This window comes from Dietzia sp. ANT_WB102 (genome assembly GCF_008369165.1).
Lineage (GTDB): Bacteria > Actinomycetota > Actinomycetes > Mycobacteriales > Mycobacteriaceae > Dietzia.
Genome location: NZ_VOBA01000001.1, coordinates 2,405,795 through 2,423,764 on the forward strand (window position 1 = coordinate 2,405,795; position 17,970 = coordinate 2,423,764).

At 67.7% G+C, this 17,970-nt stretch carries 16 protein-coding genes; 13 read left to right on the forward strand and 3 right to left on the reverse strand.

Annotated elements, in window-relative coordinates:
• Nucleotides 1–20 precede the first annotated feature (20 nt).
• A complete protein-coding gene (mshC, locus tag FQ137_RS11085) occupies nt 21–1,274 on the forward strand; it encodes a cysteine--1-D-myo-inosityl 2-amino-2-deoxy-alpha-D-glucopyranoside ligase (protein WP_149292427.1) in 1,254 nt (417 codons plus the stop codon).
• 40 nt (nt 1,275–1,314) lie between these two features.
• Here the strand turns inward: mshC and FQ137_RS11090 are convergent, their stop codons facing one another.
• A complete protein-coding gene (locus FQ137_RS11090; protein WP_149292428.1) occupies nt 1,315–2,241 on the reverse strand; it encodes a PAC2 family protein in 927 nt (308 codons plus the stop codon).
• 50 nt (nt 2,242–2,291) lie between these two features.
• Here FQ137_RS11090 and metH point away from each other — a divergent pair, with 50 nt between their 5' ends.
• The 5 genes from metH (at nt 2,292) to hisG (ending at nt 8,382) form a co-directional block, all read left to right on the forward strand.
• Nucleotides 2,292–5,852 (forward strand): methionine synthase, encoded by a 3,561-nt coding sequence (gene metH, locus FQ137_RS11095; protein WP_149292429.1) that lies wholly within the window; start codon nt 2,292–2,294, stop codon nt 5,850–5,852.
• 54 nt (nt 5,853–5,906) lie between these two features.
• Nucleotides 5,907–6,431, forward strand: a complete 525-nt coding sequence (locus tag FQ137_RS11100) for a hypothetical protein (protein ID WP_149292430.1) — start codon at nt 5,907–5,909, stop codon at nt 6,429–6,431.
• A gap of 73 nt (nt 6,432–6,504) precedes the next feature.
• Nucleotides 6,505–7,221, forward strand: a complete 717-nt coding sequence (locus FQ137_RS11105; protein ID WP_149292431.1) for an HAD family phosphatase — start codon at nt 6,505–6,507, stop codon at nt 7,219–7,221.
• Nucleotides 7,218–7,481 carry a phosphoribosyl-ATP diphosphatase gene (locus tag FQ137_RS11110; RefSeq protein ID WP_149292432.1) on the forward strand — a complete coding sequence of 88 codons (264 nt, stop codon included), beginning with the start codon at nt 7,218–7,220 and terminating at the stop codon, nt 7,479–7,481. Before FQ137_RS11105 ends, FQ137_RS11110 begins: the two co-directional genes overlap by 4 nt.
• A gap of 49 nt (nt 7,482–7,530) precedes the next feature.
• Entirely contained in the window at nt 7,531–8,382 is an 852-nt protein-coding gene (hisG, locus tag FQ137_RS11115; protein ID WP_149292433.1) for an ATP phosphoribosyltransferase, read from the forward strand.
• Nucleotides 8,383–8,458: 76 nt separating this feature from the next.
• Here the strand turns inward: hisG and FQ137_RS11120 are convergent, their stop codons facing one another.
• Together FQ137_RS11120 and FQ137_RS11125 are read right to left on the reverse strand one after the other, a co-directional pair.
• Entirely contained in the window at nt 8,459–9,226 is a 768-nt protein-coding gene (locus FQ137_RS11120; protein WP_149292434.1) for a thioesterase family protein, read from the reverse strand.
• Complete coding sequence (locus FQ137_RS11125) at nt 9,226–10,137, reverse strand: RecB family exonuclease (protein WP_149292435.1); 912 nt, start codon at nt 10,135–10,137, stop codon at nt 9,226–9,228. Before FQ137_RS11125 ends, FQ137_RS11120 begins: the two co-directional genes overlap by 1 nt.
• A 58-nt stretch (nt 10,138–10,195) precedes the next feature.
• Here FQ137_RS11125 and FQ137_RS11130 point away from each other — a divergent pair, with 58 nt between their 5' ends.
• The 7 genes from FQ137_RS11130 to FQ137_RS11160 all read left to right on the forward strand — a co-directional run bounded on the left by FQ137_RS11130 (nt 10,196) and on the right by FQ137_RS11160 (nt 17,967).
• A complete protein-coding gene (locus FQ137_RS11130) occupies nt 10,196–11,035 on the forward strand; it encodes a tRNA (adenine-N1)-methyltransferase (protein ID WP_149292436.1) in 840 nt (279 codons plus the stop codon).
• 123 nt (nt 11,036–11,158) lie between these two features.
• The gene (arc, locus tag FQ137_RS11135; protein ID WP_149292437.1) at nt 11,159–12,859 is read left to right on the forward strand and encodes a proteasome ATPase; all 1,701 of its coding nucleotides are present in this window, start codon (nt 11,159–11,161) and stop codon (nt 12,857–12,859) included.
• The gene (gene dop / locus FQ137_RS11140) at nt 12,856–14,352 is read left to right on the forward strand and encodes a depupylase/deamidase Dop (RefSeq protein ID WP_149292438.1); all 1,497 of its coding nucleotides are present in this window, start codon (nt 12,856–12,858) and stop codon (nt 14,350–14,352) included. Before arc ends, dop begins: the two co-directional genes overlap by 4 nt.
• Nucleotides 14,353–14,433: 81 nt before the next feature.
• The gene (locus tag FQ137_RS11145) at nt 14,434–14,610 is read left to right on the forward strand and encodes a ubiquitin-like protein Pup (protein ID WP_149292439.1); all 177 of its coding nucleotides are present in this window, start codon (nt 14,434–14,436) and stop codon (nt 14,608–14,610) included.
• A gap of 6 nt (nt 14,611–14,616) precedes the next feature.
• The gene (gene pafA, locus FQ137_RS11150) at nt 14,617–16,023 is read left to right on the forward strand and encodes a Pup--protein ligase (protein ID WP_149292440.1); all 1,407 of its coding nucleotides are present in this window, start codon (nt 14,617–14,619) and stop codon (nt 16,021–16,023) included.
• A 10-nt stretch (nt 16,024–16,033) separates the two neighbouring features.
• Nucleotides 16,034–17,002 (forward strand): YafY family protein, encoded by a 969-nt coding sequence (locus FQ137_RS11155; protein WP_149292441.1) that lies wholly within the window; start codon nt 16,034–16,036, stop codon nt 17,000–17,002.
• Nucleotides 16,999–17,967: a YafY family protein gene (locus tag FQ137_RS11160; protein ID WP_149292442.1), complete on the forward strand. Its 969-nt coding sequence runs from the start codon at nt 16,999–17,001 to the stop codon at nt 17,965–17,967. Before FQ137_RS11155 ends, FQ137_RS11160 begins: the two co-directional genes overlap by 4 nt.
• The last annotated feature ends 3 nt before the right edge of the window (nt 17,968–17,970 follow it).

Here is a 17,970-nt window from a genome sequence, read left to right on the forward strand (position 1 = left end):
CGGTCTCTAGACTCGGCCGCATGCACTCGTGGTCCTCGCCTGTCGTCCCCTCGGTCCCCGGCGCCGGCGTTTCGCTGAGGTTGTTCGATACGGCGAGCGGGGAGGTCCGAGACGTGGCTCCCGGGCCGGTCGCGCGGATGTACGTCTGCGGGATCACCCCGTACGACACCACCCACCTCGGTCACGCCGCCACCTATCTCGCGTTTGACCTCGTCTACCGTCAGTTGCTCGACGCTGGCCACGAGGTTCACTACGTCCAGAACACGACCGACGTCGACGACCCGTTGTTCGAGCGGGCCGAGCGCGACGGTGTGGGCTGGCAGGAACTCGGGGACCGCGAGACGGATTTGTTCCGGGCGGACATGGAGGCACTGCGGGTCATCCCTCCCCGCGACTACGTGGCCGCCACGGAAACCATCGACGAGGTGGTGGACATGGTGGCGGAGCTCCTTGAGCGCGGCCACGCCTACTGCATCGATCCCGCGGTCGACGGTTACTCCGACGTCTACTTCCGTCATCGCGCCACGGAGGACTTCGGCTACGAGTCGGGGTACGACGACGAGGAGATGACGGTCGCCTTCGCCGAACGCGGTGGCGACCCGGACCGAACCGGCAAGGAGCACCCGCTGGATGCACTCCTGTGGCGCGTCGAGAGGCCCGGCGAGCCGTCGTGGCCCTCTCCCTGGGGGGCGGGCCGACCCGGGTGGCACATCGAGTGCTCGGCGATCGCCCGCAACCGCCTGGGGATGGAGTTCGATATCCAGGGCGGTGGTAGCGATCTGGCGTTCCCCCACCACGAGTTCTCTGCGGCGCACGCCGAGGCCGCGACGGGGGAGCAGCCCTTCGCTCGCTTCTACGTCCACGCCGCGATGATCGGGCTGGACGGAATAAAGATGAGCAAGTCGCTCGGCAACCTCGTGCGCGTGCAGGCGTTGCGGGAGGAGGGCGTTGATCCGGCGCTCATCAGGCTCGGGCTATTCGCCGGGCATTACCGTGTCGACAGGTCCTGGTCCGAGGGACTGCTCGAGGACGCTCGCGCCCGATACGAGACCTGGAACAGGGCGATCGCCCGAGGAGCCGGCGCAGACTCCGCTGCCGCGATCGGCGCTCTGCGTGAGCGGCTCGCGGACGACCTCGACACGCCGGGGGCGCTCGCGGCGATCGACGCGTGGGCGCGGGCGACGCTTGACGGCGACGCATCTGACGCGTCCGCCGGCACCGCCGTCGCGAACGCGCTGGACGCCCTGCTCGGTGTTCCGCCGGTCACGGATTGATCGGCAGACGCGCAGCACGCGTACCCGTACCGCGGCAGGATTAACCGGGATCCGGCTCATCTCGGTCGCCCCGTAGGAAGCGCTCGAACTCGGCGGCGATCGCCTCGCCGTCGACCAGGGGCATCGCCTCCCCACCCGACGCTCGTCCACGGTCGGGCTCCGGGTCGATACCGGGTGTCACCCCGGACTCCTCGTCCATCCGGTCTTCGAGGGACTGGATGTAGTCGCGCAGGTCCTCGTCCTCACCCGCGGCTGTGTCGACCCGTTCGGCCCACGTCCGGGCCTGTACGCGCAGGGCGTCCATCGGCACCGCCATACCCAGGTTCTCGGCGAGCCAGGACAGCATCGCCTCGGTTCCGCGCGGGTTCGGTGGCGAGGCCACATAGTGGGGGACCCCCGCGAACACACTCAGAGTCGGCACACCCGCCTCGGTGAGCAGTTGCTGGAGTACGCCGGACATCCCGGTGGGCCCCTCGTAGTCCGATGCCTCGACGCCCATGGTCGACATCCGCTGCCGGCTGAATGCAGCGCCGGTCAGGGGGACCGGCCGGGTGTGCGGCACGTCCGCGAGATAGGCGCCGAGCAGGACCACCTGGGTCACGCCGAGAGTGTCGACGAGGTCAACGAACTCGGAGGCGAACCTGCGCCACTTCAGGGCCGGTTCGGGCCCGCGCACCAACAACACATCGTTGGCGACGCCATCCGGGCGGCATGCAGACACCACGATCCGGGGCCACTCCACCGAGCGCGACACTCCGCCTGAGATCCGGACGACCGGCCGCTGCTCCAGGTAATCGAAGAACTCGTCACCGCCGACCTCGGCGATCTGGCGGGCCTCCCAGTTGAGCGCCAGGTGTTCGATGGTGCCGGTCGCCACGTCGGCGGCGTCATTCCAGCCCTCGAAGGCCACGATCATCACCGGGCTCTCCAAATCGAGATGCCCGTCGGGACTCCATTGGACAGTCATCAGTACAGCCTACGTTCGTCCGATTGCACGGCACCCATACACTGGGGCTCATGTCTGTCGATTTCGATTCGCCCTTACTGGATGCCGCCCGTCGGCGAGTACTGATCGGTGACGGCGCGATGGGCACAATGTTGCAAGCCGTCGACCTCGACGTGGACTCGGACTTCCTGGGCCTGGAGGGGTGTAACGAGATCCTCAACGCCACCCGCCCGGACGTCGTGGAGAACATCCACCGGGCGTTCTTCGCTGCTGGCGCCGACCTGGTGGAGACCAACACCTTTGGCTGCAACTTATCCAACCTGGGCGATTACGACATCGTCGACAGGATCGGCGAACTCGCAGAGAAGGGGGCGGCGATCGCCCGGAAGGTCGCGGACGAGATGGGCCCGTCCGAGGACGGGACGCCGCGGATGGTGCTGGGCTCTCTCGGGCCGGGCACCAAGCTGCCCTCTCTCGGGCAGACCACCTTCGAGGAGATGCGGGACGCCTACGCCAAGGCCGCCGAGGGACTCGCCCGAGGCGGCGCGGACGCCTACCTGATCGAGACGAGCCAGGACCTGCTCCAGGTCAAGGCCGCGGTACTCGGTTGTCAGGACGGGATGGCCGCGGCTGGGCGACGGCTGCCGATCATCTCCCACGTCACCATCGAGACCACCGGCACCATGCTCCTCGGTTCGGATATCGGCGCGGCCCTCACCGCGTTGGAGCCACTCGGCATCGACATGATCGGTCTCAACTGCGCCACCGGGCCGGCCGAGATGATCGAACACCTGCGGTTTCTGTCCCGGCACGCCGGGATCCCGGTGTCGGTCATGCCCAACGCCGGCCTACCGGAGCTCGGTGAGCACGGCGCCGTCTACCCCCTGGGCGCGGAGGCGTTCGCGCCCCAGGTGGCCGACTTCGTCTCCGAGTTCGGGCTGTCGATGGTGGGAGGGTGCTGCGGCACTACTCCGGAGCACATCACGCGCCTACGGGACGAGGTACTCGCTCGAGAGAAGGCCGAGCGACGGGTCGAGCCCATCAACGCGGTCGCATCGCTGTACACGTCGACCCCCTTGCGTGCCGACGCCGGCATTCTCATGATCGGCGAGCGCACCAACGCCAACGGGTCCAAGCGGTTCCGCGACGCCATGCTCGCCGAGGACTGGGAAACCTGCATGGACATCGCCAAGGAACAGATGCGCGACGGTGCTCAAATGGTCGACCTCTGTGTCGACTACGTCGGCCGGGACGGCTCCGGGGACATGCGGGAGCTGGCAGGTCGGCTCGCCACGTCCTCGACACTGCCGATCATGCTCGACTCGACCGAACCCGATGTCATCGAGGCCGGTCTGGAGAAGCTGGGTGGCCGCTGCGCGGTCAACTCGGTCAACTACGAGGACGGTGACGGGCCGGATTCCCGGTTCCAGCGAATCATGCAACTGGTCTCCCGCCACGGCGCCGCTGTCGTCGGCCTGACCATCGACGAGGAGGGACAGGCGCGTACGGCAGACCGTAAGGTCGAGATCGCTGAACGGCTCATCGCCGACCTCACCGGGAACTGGGGGGTAGCGGAAGAAGACATCATCATCGACTGTTTGACCTTCCCGATCTCGACCGGCCAGGAGGAAGTGCGCCGCGACGGCATCGAGACCATCGAGGCGATCCGCCGGCTCACCGAGTCCCACCCGAAGATCCACACGACACTCGGGCTCTCGAACATCTCGTTCGGCCTCAACCCGGCCGCCCGCCAGGTTCTGAACTCGGTGTTCCTGCACGAGTGCATCCAGGCGGGTCTCGACACGGCGATCGCACACAGCTCGAAGATCCTGCCCATGAGCAAGATCGACGACCGGCAGCGGGAGGTCGCCCTTGACCTGGTGTACGACCGTCGCCGAGAGGGCTACGACCCCCTCCAGGTCTTCATGGAACTGTTCGAGGGTGTGTCCGCGGCCGGTGCGAAGGACGCACGAGCAGCTGAGCTCGCGGCGATGCCGCTCATGGAGCGACTGTCGGCGAGGATCGTCGACGGCGAGCGCAAGGGGCTGGAGCAGGACCTCGACGCCGCGATGGCGGAGATCCCCCCTCTGGAGATCATCAACGAGCACCTGCTCGGAGGAATGAAGACCGTAGGTGAGCTCTTCGGTTCCGGACAGATGCAGCTGCCGTTCGTCCTGCAGTCAGCGGAGACCATGAAGGCCGCGGTCGCTCACCTGGAGCCCCACATGGAGGCCAGCGACGAGGACGGCAAGGGTCGCATCGTGCTGGCGACAGTCAAGGGCGACGTGCACGACATCGGCAAGAATCTCGTGGACATCATCCTGTCCAACAACGGATACGATGTGGTCAACATCGGCATCAAGCAGCCGGTCTCGGAGATCATCTCGGCTGCCCGCGAGAACAAGGCCGATGTGATCGGTATGTCCGGCCTGTTGGTGAAGTCGACAGTGGTGATGAAGGACAACCTGGCCGAGCTCAACTCGGAGGGCATCGCCGGGGAGTTTCCCGTCCTGCTCGGCGGCGCCGCGCTGACTCGGTCCTACGTCGAGGTCGATCTGGCCGAGATGTATCAGGGCGACGTGTTCTACGCGCGGGACGCGTTCGAAGGTCTGCGGCTGATGGACGAGGTGATGACGGCCAAGCGGACCGGTGTCCCGATGTCGCAGTCCTCAGAATCCGCAGCCAAGGCAGCAGAGCGGCGCGAGCGCCGCGCCCGTAGTGAGCGGATCGCGGCCAAGCGCGCGGCCGAGGCCGAGCCCGTCGTGGTCCCCGAGCGATCGGATGTCGCGGCCGACCAGCCCATCGCGACCCCGCCGTTCTGGGGGACCCGGATCGCCAAGGGTATCCCGGTGGCCGACTACGCCGGTCACCTTGACGAACGCGCGCTGTTCTTCGGACAGTGGGGACTTCGGGGCACACGCAGCGGGGATGGGCCCGACTACGAGGAGTTGGTGGCGACCGAGGGGAGGCCTCGCCTGCGCGCGTGGATCGACAGGCTGACCACCGAGAACATCCTGTCGCACTCTGCCGTCGTGTACGGCTACTTCCCGGCCTACTCGGTCGGGGACGAGATCTGGGTGCTCGCCGAGCCGCGCCCGGATGCCGAGGTCCTCCACAAGATCGCGTTCCCGCGCCAGCAGCGTTCCCGCTTCCTGGCCATCCCCGACTTCGTGGCCTCCAGAGAGCGCTGCGAGGCGGAAGGAGTCGTGGACGTCCTGCCGTTCCAGCTGGTCACCATGGGTAAGCCCATCGCGGACTTCGCCAACACGCTGTTCGCCGCCGACAACTACCGGGACTACCTTGAGGTCCACGGCCTGTCCGTACAGCTCACTGAGGCTCTGGCCGAGTTCTGGCACCGGCGGGTCCGGGACGAACTTCGCCTGCCCGAGGGCTCGGTCTCGGACGAGGACCCGGACAACATCGAGGAGTACTTCAACCTCAAGTACCGGGGTGCCCGATACAGCTTTGGGTATGGCGCCTGCCCGGACCTGGAGTCGCGCAAGGTGGTCGTCGACCTGCTCGAGCCCGAACGCATCGGGGTCGAGCTCTCCGAGGAGCTACAGCTGCACCCGGAGCAGTCGACGGACGCGTTCGTGCTCTACCACCCGGAGGCGAAGTACTTCAACGTCTGATTCCGTCCGGGCGGGGGCGGGCAGCATCACATCCGAGAGCCAGAGGGAGTCACCATGACCACCGTCCGGAGATCTGCTGGCATCGCCTGCGTGGCAACACTGCTCGCTGGGGGTGCGGCCGTGGCGTCGTCCCCGGCCGCCTCCGCCCAGGTCTGGCACGACTCTCCCGCGTGGGACATGCGCCTGCCTTATCCACTCGGGGGCGAACACACCATCCGCTTCGGGGTCTTCAGTAGTTGCCTGCTGGGGGGCGACGGGAAGTTCCATCAAGCGTTCGCCGCCAATGCCCGGGACCTCGATCATCACGTCAACTCGTTCGACTTCTCAGCCGCGATGTTCCCGTTCAACTCGGCGACGGTGGACTGGCACAACATCGACACCGATGTCCGGGGGACGCAGACCGTCCAGTCGACCGGGCCGGAGGTGGGCGCCGGTGCCACGCTCACCGGGCGCGGGTGGGTGGCGGTCACCATCACCACCAGCAAATCCGCGCTACCCACGTTCGCGCCGGGCTCGGTCGCGCCATTCGCCTCGGCCACCCACACCGAGCGGTTCATCGTGCCGCCGCGAGACTGCTGAGAACGGGGCGACCTGCTCCCCGAAGGTCACGCTCGCCACCCCCGGTCCACATTGTTCAGGTAGACAGTAGGCCGTGACCAGCACCTCTCCCGACCTCGCTCCGGCCGCCGTGTGTCTTGACATGGACGGCACCCTCGTCGATACCGAACGCCTGTGGGATATCGCCGTGTACGAACTCGCCGAGCACATGGGCCGCCCCCTCGACGACACGACGCGCGAGCGCACGCTGGGCAACTCGCTCCACGGGTTTTTCGAGATCCTCAGCGAGTACACCGGGCGTCGGATCGAGGGGGAGGAATTTGACCGCCTCGCTCACCGCCTCAACTCGCGTGTCACCGAGCTGATGCGCACCGACATGCGGTGGCGACCGGGCGCCGAGCAGCTTCTCGATGATGTCGCCTCGACAGGAATGCCGGTCGCGTTGGTCACCAATACCACCGCCGACGTCGCGGTGGTGCCTCTGGAATTCATCAATCGCTCCCGCTTCGACGTGGTTGTCACCGGGTGCATGGTCGCCAACGCCAAACCCGCCCCGGACCCGTACCTCCTCGCGTGTGCCCGCCTCGGGGTGCAGCCCGGCGCGACCGTGGCGGTGGAGGATTCGGTGACGGGCGCGACCGCTGCTGTCGCCGCCGGGTGCCGGGTTCTCTATATCCCGTCGACCGATGGCCAGCCTGACGTCGTCGGGGCCCACACCCACACGACCCTGGAGGGGGTCGACACTGCGGGTCTCCACGCCCTCACCTCCGGCACACCCGCTCGTACGGCTGTGGGACAATCGAGCATGTGAAGACCTTCGACTCACTGTTCACCGAGCTGTCCGAGCGGATCACCGCGCGACCCGAAGGCTCCGGCACCGTCGCTGCATTCGACAAGGGTGTGCATCATCTGGGCAAGAAGGTCATCGAGGAGGCTGGCGAGGTGTGGATCGCCGCCGAATACCAGTCAGACGACGAGCTCGCGGAGGAGATCTCCCAGCTTCTGTACTGGACCCAGGTCATGATGCTCAGGCGCGGACTGGCCCTCGAGGACGTCTACCGACATCTCTAGACCTCGACCCACGTCCACCCTTACGCTCACAGATCCCGGAGCCGCCGTCATGCTGCGTGTCGCACTGCCCAACAAGGGCGCCCTGTCCGAGTCCGCATCCGAGATGCTCGCCGAGGCGGGATACCGCCGGCGTCACGAGGGGAGCAAGGACCTCACCCTGATCGACCCGGACAACGACGTCGAGTTCTTCTTCCTCCGCCCCAAGGACATCGCCGTCTACGTCGGTTCTGGCCGCCTCGAGATGGGGATCACCGGTCGTGATCTGGCTGCGGATTCCATGGCCGAGGTCGACGAGCAGCTCGATTTGGGGTTCGGGCACTCCACTTTCCGGTACGCGGGTCCCGCCGGGGCGGGTTGGACCACCGATCGGCTCGCCGGCGCCCGGATCGCGACCTCCTATCCCAATATCGTCCGTCGTGATCTCCAGCAGAGGGGTATCGAAGCTGAGGTCATCCGGCTGGACGGCGCCGTGGAGATCTCGATTCAACTGGGTGTGGCGGACTGCATCGCCGATGTTGTGGGATCTGGACGGACCCTGAAGGTCCACGGGCTCGAGGCATTCGGGAACGTGCTGTGTGACTCCGCGGGCGTGCTGATCTCCCGTTCGGACGCCGAGGTGACCGCGCCGATGGCTCAGCTGAGGGCGCGGTTGCAGGGCGTGGTCTTCGCGCAGCAATACATGATGTTGGACTACAACTGCCCCAGGGATCTCCTCGCCGAGGTCTCGGCGATCACGCCCGGGATCGAGTCGCCCACAGTCTCTCCGATGGCCGACCCGGCGTGGATCGCTGTCCGGTCGATGGTTCCCCGCAAGAAGGTGAACTCGATCATGGATGAGCTCGCGGCCGCCGGCGCGAAGTCGATCATCGCGACCGACATCCGTTCCTGCCGGATGGGCTAATTCGAAGCAGTGGGGTGAGCCGATCGGATGGCCTGGGCCGACCGGGTCAAGTCATCCTCCACCCGATCGGCTGTGATCAGACCCGTTCGACGAGAAGCGCCTGAAGGGTGTGTCCGATTGCGCCGACCTCGTCGAAGAGGGTTCCGGAAGTCGCACCCGCGCCGTCGGGGCCGATTGACGCCTGCGCTGCCACGCCGATCCACTGGCCGACGGGTCGGCGGTGCAGATGCGTCACGAGGTCCGTGTTGAGAAATCGCCACTCTTCCGGTTCGAGGACCGCACCGACGCCGTTGGCGATGTCCGCCACGCACATCACGTGCTCGGCAGGGGTCGTCTCCTCACCGGCCACCAGAGGCATCGTCGGTCGCGCCCAAACGGTGCCGTCCTCGGCACCACGAAGCTCGAGAGAATCGATGTAACCGCTGGTCCAGCGGTGGAAAAATTCGCTGTTGTAGTCGGCGCCCGGAAGCTCGCGGGGCCGGTCCAATGTCTGTTCGATATCCGCGGTGTCGCTGATGAGCATCCGCCATGCGCTCGCCCGCGCGACGATCCGCCCGCCCGCCTCGAGCTCGGATTCGATCATCTGGATCCGCCGACCCGGCCGGGTCACGCGCGCCCGGGTCCGCAACTCACCCAACGGCACCGGCCCCAGCAGATCGACTGCCACCCGGGCGATACGGGTATCAGCAGTCGGATCCAGGCGATCCATGGCCCGGGTGAGGATGGCGGAGGGCGGGGCCCCGTGCTGCAAATCGGGACCCCAGGCACTGACCGTGTGCGGGGTCGCTCTGAAGACCTCCCAGCCGTCGTCGGTTCCCAGCGGCTCGAAGTAGGCCTCCGTCATCATGTACTCCTCGGTTCTCCCTGACCTGACAGCAGGTTGTCTGCTCCGACCGGCACCACGCGCGTCCCGGGCCATCCCGGGTAATCCGGGGGGGTACCGCCGAACGCCGGGCACCGGTCCTGATGATTGCACCAGTCGCAGAGGCGAGAGGTACGGGGTAGGAAGTCCCCGGTCTCACCTGCCTGTTCGATCTCCGACCACAGCATGTCCAACGAGGCCTCGGTCTCGATGAGTGAGGCGTGGTCCGGCGTGAACGTGAGCCAACTGCCGTTCTTGAGGTAGATCAACTTGAGCTGCGCTGGGAGCACACCGTGGATTCGCTGGTACATCAGCGCGTAGAAGCGCATCTGGAACATCGCCTGCTGCTGATAGCGGGGGTTCGGGGGCTTGCCGGTCTTATAGTCCACGACCCTGACCTCGCCGGTCGGGGCGACGTCGACACGATCGAGGAAGCCGTGCAACGGGGTTCCGGCGGACGTGGCCGTGACCAGGTACTGCTCGCAGGCAGCGGGGGAGAAGCGCTGAGGGTCCTCGACGCCGTAGAGGGCCGAGACCAGGCCGGCCACCTCTGCCTCGAACCCGGGTCGCTCGGAGTCGGGCACCACCTCGGCTCCGTTCTCGGCGGCATAGAAGTGCTCGACGGCGGCGGGAACCAGCGCGGCCGCGCGGTCCGGCGCACGCTCGGACTGTTCGAGCCCGTAGAGCTCTTCGAGCACTGAATGGACGACCGTGCCAAGCACCTGTGCGCGCGTCTTGGGCTCCGGGATCCGATCCACGGCGCGCAGCCGGTACAGCAATGGACACTGCCGGAAGTCCGCGGCGCGCGAGGCCGACAGAGCGAGAGGCTTGCGTTCCGGTACGGGCACGTCGCCCGCCGCCGAGATGCCACCGATTTCGAGGGGATCTGTCACACCTGGCAGGGTAGACAACTGGTCGGACAACCGGCCTGAATGTCCCCCTGGAGGTCCTGTGCAGCGATCCGGTCCGTTCGTCGTGGGAGACCGCGTCCAACTCACTGACGCCAAGGGACGGAAGTACACGGTCGTCCTGGTCGAGGGCGCCGAGTTCTTCACCCACCACGGGGCGGTGCGCCACGATGACCTGATCGGCGCGCCGGAGGGGTCGATCATCACCTCGACCAAGGACGCGAGCTATTTGGCACTGCGACCGCTGCTCACCGACTACGTGCTGTCGATGCCGCGGGGCGCGCAGGTGATTTACCCCAAGGACGCGGCGCAGATCGTCCACGAGGGTGACGTATTCCCCGGCGCCCGGGTACTGGAGGCCGGCGCCGGGTCCGGCGCGTTGACCTGCTCGCTGCTTCGCGCCGTGGGCCCCGAAGGACGGGTGTTCTCCTACGAGATCCGCGAGGACCACGCCGAGCACGCCGAGCGCAACGTTCGGACGTTCTACGGCGAGCACCCGGACAACTGGGACCTGCGTGTCGCTGACCTCGCCGAGACGTCCGCCGAGGCGCTGGGTGGCCAGGTCGACCGCGTCGTGCTGGATATGCTGGCGCCCTGGGAATGCCTGCCAACGGTAAGTGAGGTGCTGGTCCCCGGCGGAGTGCTGGTTGCCTACGTCGCCACAACGACGCAGCTGTCGGACGTCGTCGAGGCGCTGCGTCGCCAGCAGTGCTGGACGGAGCCGCGCGCGTGGGAGTCGATCAACCGCGGCTGGCACGTGGTCGGACTGGCCGTGCGTCCCGAACACCGCATGCAGGGCCACACGGCATTCCTGGTGACTGCGCGCCGACTGGCCGAGGGCGTGACCACCCTTAAACCCAAGAGGCGCAGCGGCAAGGGCTGACCTTCCTGGGGCGGGGTCAGTCCGGGGCGTGGCCTCGCGGGCACCCGCGCTGGTGGGCGGCCGATAGGGTGGAGGGGACGACGACGAGGCGACTCGTCGACGACCAGGAGGGCAGGTGATCGCGTGACCGAGGGACGTTCCCCGGCGGAGCAGGGTGACGAGCGGGTCAAGATCGATCGGGCGGAGCTCACGCGGCTGCGCAAGGCCGTCGACGAGGGGGCCCGGACGGATCGCGAGAAGGCGGTCAAGATCGATGCCCTCGGCGCGCGCAACATCCGTCTCGCGGAGCTGCTCAAGGACTCCCGCGACCAGCTGGAGACCCTCAAGGGCGAGGTCGAACGGCTCGGTAACCCACCCAACACGTACGGCGTCGTCTTGGCCGCGCCCACCGACCCGGACACTGTGGAGGTTATGGCCGCCGGCCGGCGGATGCGGCTGACGACCGTCCCCGGGCTGGATGTCGGCGAGCTGACTGCTGGCGTGACCGTGCGCCTCAACGAGGCCATGACCGTCCTCGAGGTCTCCGGTGAACTGCCCGTCACGGGTGTCACCGCGGTATTCCGCGACGTTCTCGCCGATGGCGTCCGCGCCCGCGTCGTGATGGGCAACGACGAGGAGCACATCGTTGTGCTGGCCGCCGCGCTGCGGGGCGGGCGCACGGCCGAGCACCCGGCCCCGGTCCGCCCGGGTGACGCGGTGCTTGTCGACCCGAAGGCGGGCGTGGCCTACGAGGTCGTGCCCAAGGCCGAGGTAGACGAGCTCCTGCTCGAGGAGATCCCGATGGTCGAGTACTCGGACATCGGTGGTCTCGGCCCGCAGATCGAGCAGATCCGTGACGCGATCGAGCTGCCGTTCATCCACCACGACCTGTACCGCGAGTTCCACCTGTCCCCGCCCAAGGGCGTCCTGCTCTACGGCCCGCCCGGATGCGGGAAGACACTCATCGCCAAGGCCGTCGCGCACTCGCTGGCCCGCGCGGCGGCGGTCTCCCGAGGGGACGATGTGTCCGACGGGCGCTATCCGAACTCGTACTTCCTCTCCATCAAGGGCCCGGAACTGCTCAACAAGTACGTCGGCGAGACCGAGCGACACATCCGCTCCATCTTCGAGAGGGCGCGCGAGAAGGCGACCGAGGGTAACCCGGTCATCGTGTTCTTCGACGAGATGGACTCGATCTTCCGCACTCGCGGCTCCGGGGTGTCCTCGGACATGGAGACCACGATCGTGCCGCAGTTGCTAGCGGAGATCGACGGCGTGGAGGACCTGCGCAACGTCATCGTGATCGGTGCATCCAACCGGGAGGAAATGATCGACCCGGCCATCCTGCGCCCCGGTCGTCTCGATCTGAAGATCCGGATCGACAGGCCCGACCGTGACGCCGCAGCCGACATCCTGGCCAAATACATCACCCCCGATCTGCGTTTCGACCCGGCCGAGGTCGGGGACACGGACGGCCAGTCGCACGTGAGTGGCCTCATCGACAGGATCGTCGACAGGCTCTACACCCGCGACGCGTCCACCACCTACGTGCACCTGATCTACGCGTCGGGCCGCAGGTCCTCCCTGTATCTGGCCGACCTGACCTCTGGAGCGATGCTGCGCAACATCGTGGACCGCGCCAAGAAGCTGGCGATCAAGGACATCGTCCACGGGAGCGGGCAGGGCCTGACCACGGACGATTTCCTCGACGCGGTCGATGCCGAGTTCGCCGAGAGCGCTGACCTGCCCAACACCTCCAACCCCCAGGAGTGGGCCCGCCTGGCCGGCGTGCGCGGCGAGCGCGTCGTCGAGGTCTCCGTCCCCAACAGGGGAGCGTCCCAGTGACCGCGCGTGGCCGGATCATCGGCACCGAGATCGAGTTCGGCATCGTCGCGGTCGGCCAGCCCCTGCTCAGCTCGGTCGTCAGCTCCACCCAGGTGATCAAGGCCTACACCGACCCCGGCGAGACCGCCGGGGGAGCCGACGAAACCCGCTGGGACTACGACTCCGAGTCCCCCCTGCGGGACGCACGCGGCTTCGACCTGGGAGCGGCGCGGGCCTACGACCCCAGCGAGTTCGGGGTGACCAACCGGGTACTGACCAACGGCGCTCGGTTCTACGTGGACCACGCCCACCCCGAGTACTCGGCGCCCGAGGTCGATTCTCCCCTGGACGCGGTGATCTGGGACAAGGCCGGCGAGCTGATCATGCACCGGGCCGGGATCGAGTCGTCGGCCACCGAGGGCAACGCCGAGCTCAAGCTGTACAAGAACAACGTTGACGGCAAGGGTGCCTCGTACGGCGCGCACGAGAACTATCTCGTCCGCCGCGACGTCGACTTCGACGCCCTGACAGTGAGCCTGGCGCCACACCTGCTGTCCCGGCAGGTGTTCTCTGGCGCCGGACGCGTTGGGATCGGGCAGTCCGGCGAGAAGGCTGGCTTCCAACTGTCCCAACGCGCCGACTACATCGAGGTACTCACCGGGCTCGAGACCACCCTGCGCCGCGGGATCATCAACACCCGCGACGAACCGCACGCGTCCGACGAGACGTGGCGGCGCCTGCACGTGATCATCGGCGACGCGAACATGTCCGAGCTGGCGACGTACCTCAAGATCGGCACCACGTGCCTGGTGCTCGACGCGATCGAGGCGGGTGTCGACTTCTCCGACCTCCTGCCCGTCGACCCCGTCGAGGCGGTGCACACCATCAGCCACGACGCGTCGCTGACCGCCACGGTGCCGCTGCCCGATGGTCGCGCTCTGACCGGGATCGGCCTGCAGCGCGAGATCCTGGACCGGGTCGCGCAGCTCATCGGCGACGGCGCCGGACGGCCGGACTGGGTTGCCGAGGTCCTCGCCGAATGGCGGGAAATCCTCGACGCCCTGGAACAGAACCCCATGTCGTGTGCCGACCGTCTGGACTGGCCGGCCAAACTCCGTCTGCTCGAGGGTTTCCGCGCGCGGGACGGACTGGGATGGGAGCATGCCCGGCTCGCTCTCATTGATTTCCAGTACCACGACATCGACCCGGAACGCGGCCTCTACAACCGTCTTGTCGCCAAGGGTGCGATGCGTCGGCTCACCACCACTGACGAGGTCGAGTCCGCCGTCACGGCTCCGCCCGAGAGAACGCGGGCCTGGGCGAGGGGACGCTTCCTCGCAGAACTCGGCGACCGTGTCCGGGCCGCCGGGTGGGACCTCGTCGTCGTCGTCGACTCCCGCGGACAGGAACGCCACGTCGACCTCACCGACCCTTACACCGGCAGCCGGGAGTTCTGCGACGCCCACCCGGATTACCTCAGTCCCGACGGACCCGTCGGACACGCGCCCCACTGATAGCCCGCCGCACCGATTACCGACCACCGTGAATTTGGACCGTTTCAAGTACGGACCGCCTCGCAAACACAGGAGCACACCATGTCCCAGATTCAGAAGAACACCGGAGGCCCCGGCGGCGACGACGATGAGGCCGGCCAGGTCGTCAAGGCTGCAGACACCACTTCGGCCGACTCGCTTCTCGACGAGATCGACGACATCCTCGAGACCAACGCCGAGGAGTTCGTGAAGTCCTACGTCCAGAAGGGCGGGCAGTAGACCGCCATGATCCGTCGCATCGTCGGGATCGAAACGGAGTTCGGGATCACCAGCGTCGGCGGTGATGGCGCCCGATCTCTCGGCGCCGACGAGATCGCCCGCTACTTCTTCCGGCCCGTGGTGAAACAGTGGCGCAGCTCCAACGTCTTCCTCGCGAACGGCTCCCGTCTCTACCTCGATGTGGGCTCCCACCCGGAGTACGCGACCGCCGAATGCGACGGCCTTCGCCAGATCGTCGCCCACGACCGGGCGGGGGAGCGGATAGTCGACGACCTCGCGCGGACCGCCGAGAAATCGTTGGCCGCCGAGGGGATCGACGCCAAGGTCTACCTGTTCAAAAACAACACCGACTCGATGGGCAACTCCTACGGGTGCCACGAGAACTACCTGCTCGACCGCGCAACCCAGGTTCGCAGCATCGCCACGACCCTCCTGCCGTTCCTCGTGAGCAGACAGCTGATCTGCGGCGCCGGCAAGATCCTGCCGGGCACCCCGGCGGGTGTCGGACTGGGGGAGACCGAGGAGCCAACGTTCTGCTTCTCCCAACGCGCCGAGCACATGTGGGACGGCGTCTCCTCCGCCACCACCCGCTCCCGGCCGCTCATCAACACCCGCGACGAGCCGCACGCCGACTCCACCCGGTTCAGGCGCATGCACGTGATCGTGGGTGATTCCAACATGATCGAGACCACAACGCTGCTCAAGGTCGCCAGCACCCGACTCGTATTGGAGATGGTGGAGGCCGGCATCGACCTGCGGCCGATGGCCGTCGCGCACCCGGTTCGGGCGATCCGAGAGATCAGCCGCGATCTCACCGGCAGCCGCCCCGTCGCAATGACCGACGGCACCACCATGACGGCGCTGGAGATCCAACGGGAATTCCTCGCCGCGGTCCACCGATACCTCGCCGCCGGCGGGTGGGAGCGCGACGACCGCCACGACGTCGAGCGGTGCGTGGCGCTGTGGGAGAAGGTGCTCGACGCAGTCGAGTCCGGGGACCATGATGCGATCGCCGCCGACATCGACTGGGCAGCCAAGCTCCGACTCATCCGACAGGTACAGGACAAGACCGGCGTCGACCTCGACCACCCCAGGCTGGCCCAGATCGATCTGACTTATCACGATGTGCGACCCGGCCGCGGGTTGCATTCGGTTCTGGAACGCCGCGGACTCGTCTCGCGCGTCGTGGACGAGTCCGAGGTGGAGCGGGCCCGCACCGTCGCCCCCGACACCACCCGCGCGGCGCTGCGTGGGAGGTTCATCACGGCCGCCCAGCAGGCCGGGCGCGACTTCACCGTGGACTGGGTCCACCTCAAGGTCTCCGACGGCACGTTGCCCACCGTCGCCCTCACGGACCCGTTCGCCGATGATGATCCGCGTGTCGACGATCTCATCGCGGCCCTCGAACGATAGCGTCTGCGGCGTGCCCACCTCGAAGTCCCAACGTCTGGTCAACCTCGTGATCTGCCTCCGGTCGACCAACGCGTTCTTGTCGGCGGGCGAGATCCGCCGCATGGTCCAGGGATACGACGATTGCGAAAACGACGCTGCCTATCTCCGGATGTTCGAGCGCGACAAGCGGGAACTCCGCGACGCCGGCGTCCCCCTCGAGCAAGGCGCCTCGCTGGCCCCCGGTTCGCCCTCCGGGTACCGCATCCCCGCCCACGGCTACGAGTTGCCAGACATCGCCCTCACGCCGCAGCAGGCCGGCGTGCTGGCCATCGCGGCCGAGGTGTGGCGCGAGGGGGAGCGGGCCGCCCGCGCTGACGGGGCGCTGGCCAAGCTCACGGCGGCGGGAATCGACCCGGTGCACGATGCCGCCGCGACGGTCTCGGTAACCGACCCTGCCGAGCTCGCGACCGCCGCTCTCATCGCCGAGGCGATCGCGGAGGGATCGACGGTCACGTTCTCGCACACCCCCGCCGGCGCCGCCGATCCCGCTGCCCGGCGGGTCGAGCCCTGGTGGGCCGGCTCCCGCCATGGTCACTGGTACCTCGTCGGCCACGATCTCGACCGGGGCGAGCCCCGCACGTTCCGGCTCGTCCGAATCTCCGACGTTCGGCTCGGCCGGGTCGCGCGAACCGTTCCCGTCCCGCCCACCGAGCGGGTCCTGGCGTTGCTGGATGACACCGTCACCCGGCTCAACCCCCTGCTGGAGGCCACGGTCTGGGCCGCCGACGGGCACGCAGCGGAACTGCGGGCCATGGCCCGGTCCGAGACCCCCGCGGAGCGGTTCGGCAGGCCCGGTTCCGATCTGGAGGTCGCCGCTCCGCTGGGAGAGTTGTCCGCGCTGGTGGCTGCACAGGGCGCCGACGCCGTTGCGCTGCGTCCGGCGGAGCTTCGCGTCCGGGTCGTGTCAATCCTCACCGCCGCCGAGGAGGCCGCCCGATGAGCACCCGCGCTGTCCCGTTGGCCACGCTGCTCAGCGTCGTCCCGTACTTTCACACCCGGGGCGCGGTACCGGTGTCCGACGCCGCTCGCGACCTTGGACTGACCGAGAAACAACTCCGGGCAGCACTGTGGCAGCTGTGGTCCTGTGGTCTGCCCGGCTACGGGCCCGGTGACCTGATCGACCTCGCATTCTCGTCCGAAGACCTCGATGACGCCGAGATGGTCGAGGTGACGTTCACCGCCGGAATCGACCGTCCGGTTCGCCTGACGGCCGCGGAAGCGATCACCCTCGAGACCGGCCTGGCCGTGTTTCTGGACCAGCCGGAGGTGATCGACCAGGCCGCTTTGCGCGACCTGCTGACGACACTGCGGTCCGCCACCGGGGCCGACGAACGCGCCGCGGGGTTCGACGCCCGGCACGAGACGGTCGATGCCGACGCGGACGTCGTCCGCACCGCCGTCCACAACGGCAGTGCGCTACGCTTCGTCTACCACTCGGCCAGCTCCGACACCTCCACCACCCGGGTCGTGGATCCTGCACGACTGTCTGTCGCCGACGGTCACTCCTACGTCCACGGGGTGGACCGTGAGTCCGGGCAGTGGCGGACTTTTCGGACCGACCGGATGAGCGGGGTGGAGGAGGTGGGACCGCGCCGAGCGCTGGGCCCTGAGCCCCAGGATGACGGCGAGGGCGACATCCGCGTGGAGAAGGCCCGTGTCCCGTCCACCGCGGCATGGTTCCTCGACGAATTCCGTTTCCACAGTGTGGTCCGCCGCCCGGACGGCGATGTCGACGTGGAGATCGCCTACCACGACCGTGCGTGGCTGCTCCGCTTCCTTCTCGGCCACGCAGACGTCGTTCGGGCGACCGATCCGGGCCTGGCCGCCGAGGTCGCACGCCGCGCCGTCGAGGGTCTGGAGGTCTACACGGCGGCGGCCGGAGAATCTTCGGCGACGGATGCGTGAATA

Coding starts and splice junctions, on each gene's coding strand:
- FQ137_RS11100 (WP_149292430.1), top strand. CDS start 5,907: ATGACCACCGTCCGGAGATCTGCTGGCATCGCCTGCGTGGCAACACTG.
- FQ137_RS11145 (WP_149292439.1), top strand. CDS start 14,434: ATGTCCCAGATTCAGAAGAACACCGGAGGCCCCGGCGGCGACGACGAT.
- metH (WP_149292429.1), top strand. CDS start 2,292: ATGTCTGTCGATTTCGATTCGCCCTTACTGGATGCCGCCCGTCGGCGA.
- mshC (WP_149292427.1), top strand. CDS start 21: ATGCACTCGTGGTCCTCGCCTGTCGTCCCCTCGGTCCCCGGCGCCGGC.
- FQ137_RS11090 (WP_149292428.1), bottom strand. CDS start 2,241: ATGACTGTCCAATGGAGTCCCGACGGGCATCTCGATTTGGAGAGCCCG.
- pafA (WP_149292440.1), top strand. CDS start 14,617: ATGATCCGTCGCATCGTCGGGATCGAAACGGAGTTCGGGATCACCAGC.
- FQ137_RS11160 (WP_149292442.1), top strand. CDS start 16,999: ATGAGCACCCGCGCTGTCCCGTTGGCCACGCTGCTCAGCGTCGTCCCG.
- FQ137_RS11120 (WP_149292434.1), bottom strand. CDS start 9,226: ATGACGGAGGCCTACTTCGAGCCGCTGGGAACCGACGACGGCTGGGAG.
- hisG (WP_149292433.1), top strand. CDS start 7,531: ATGCTGCGTGTCGCACTGCCCAACAAGGGCGCCCTGTCCGAGTCCGCA.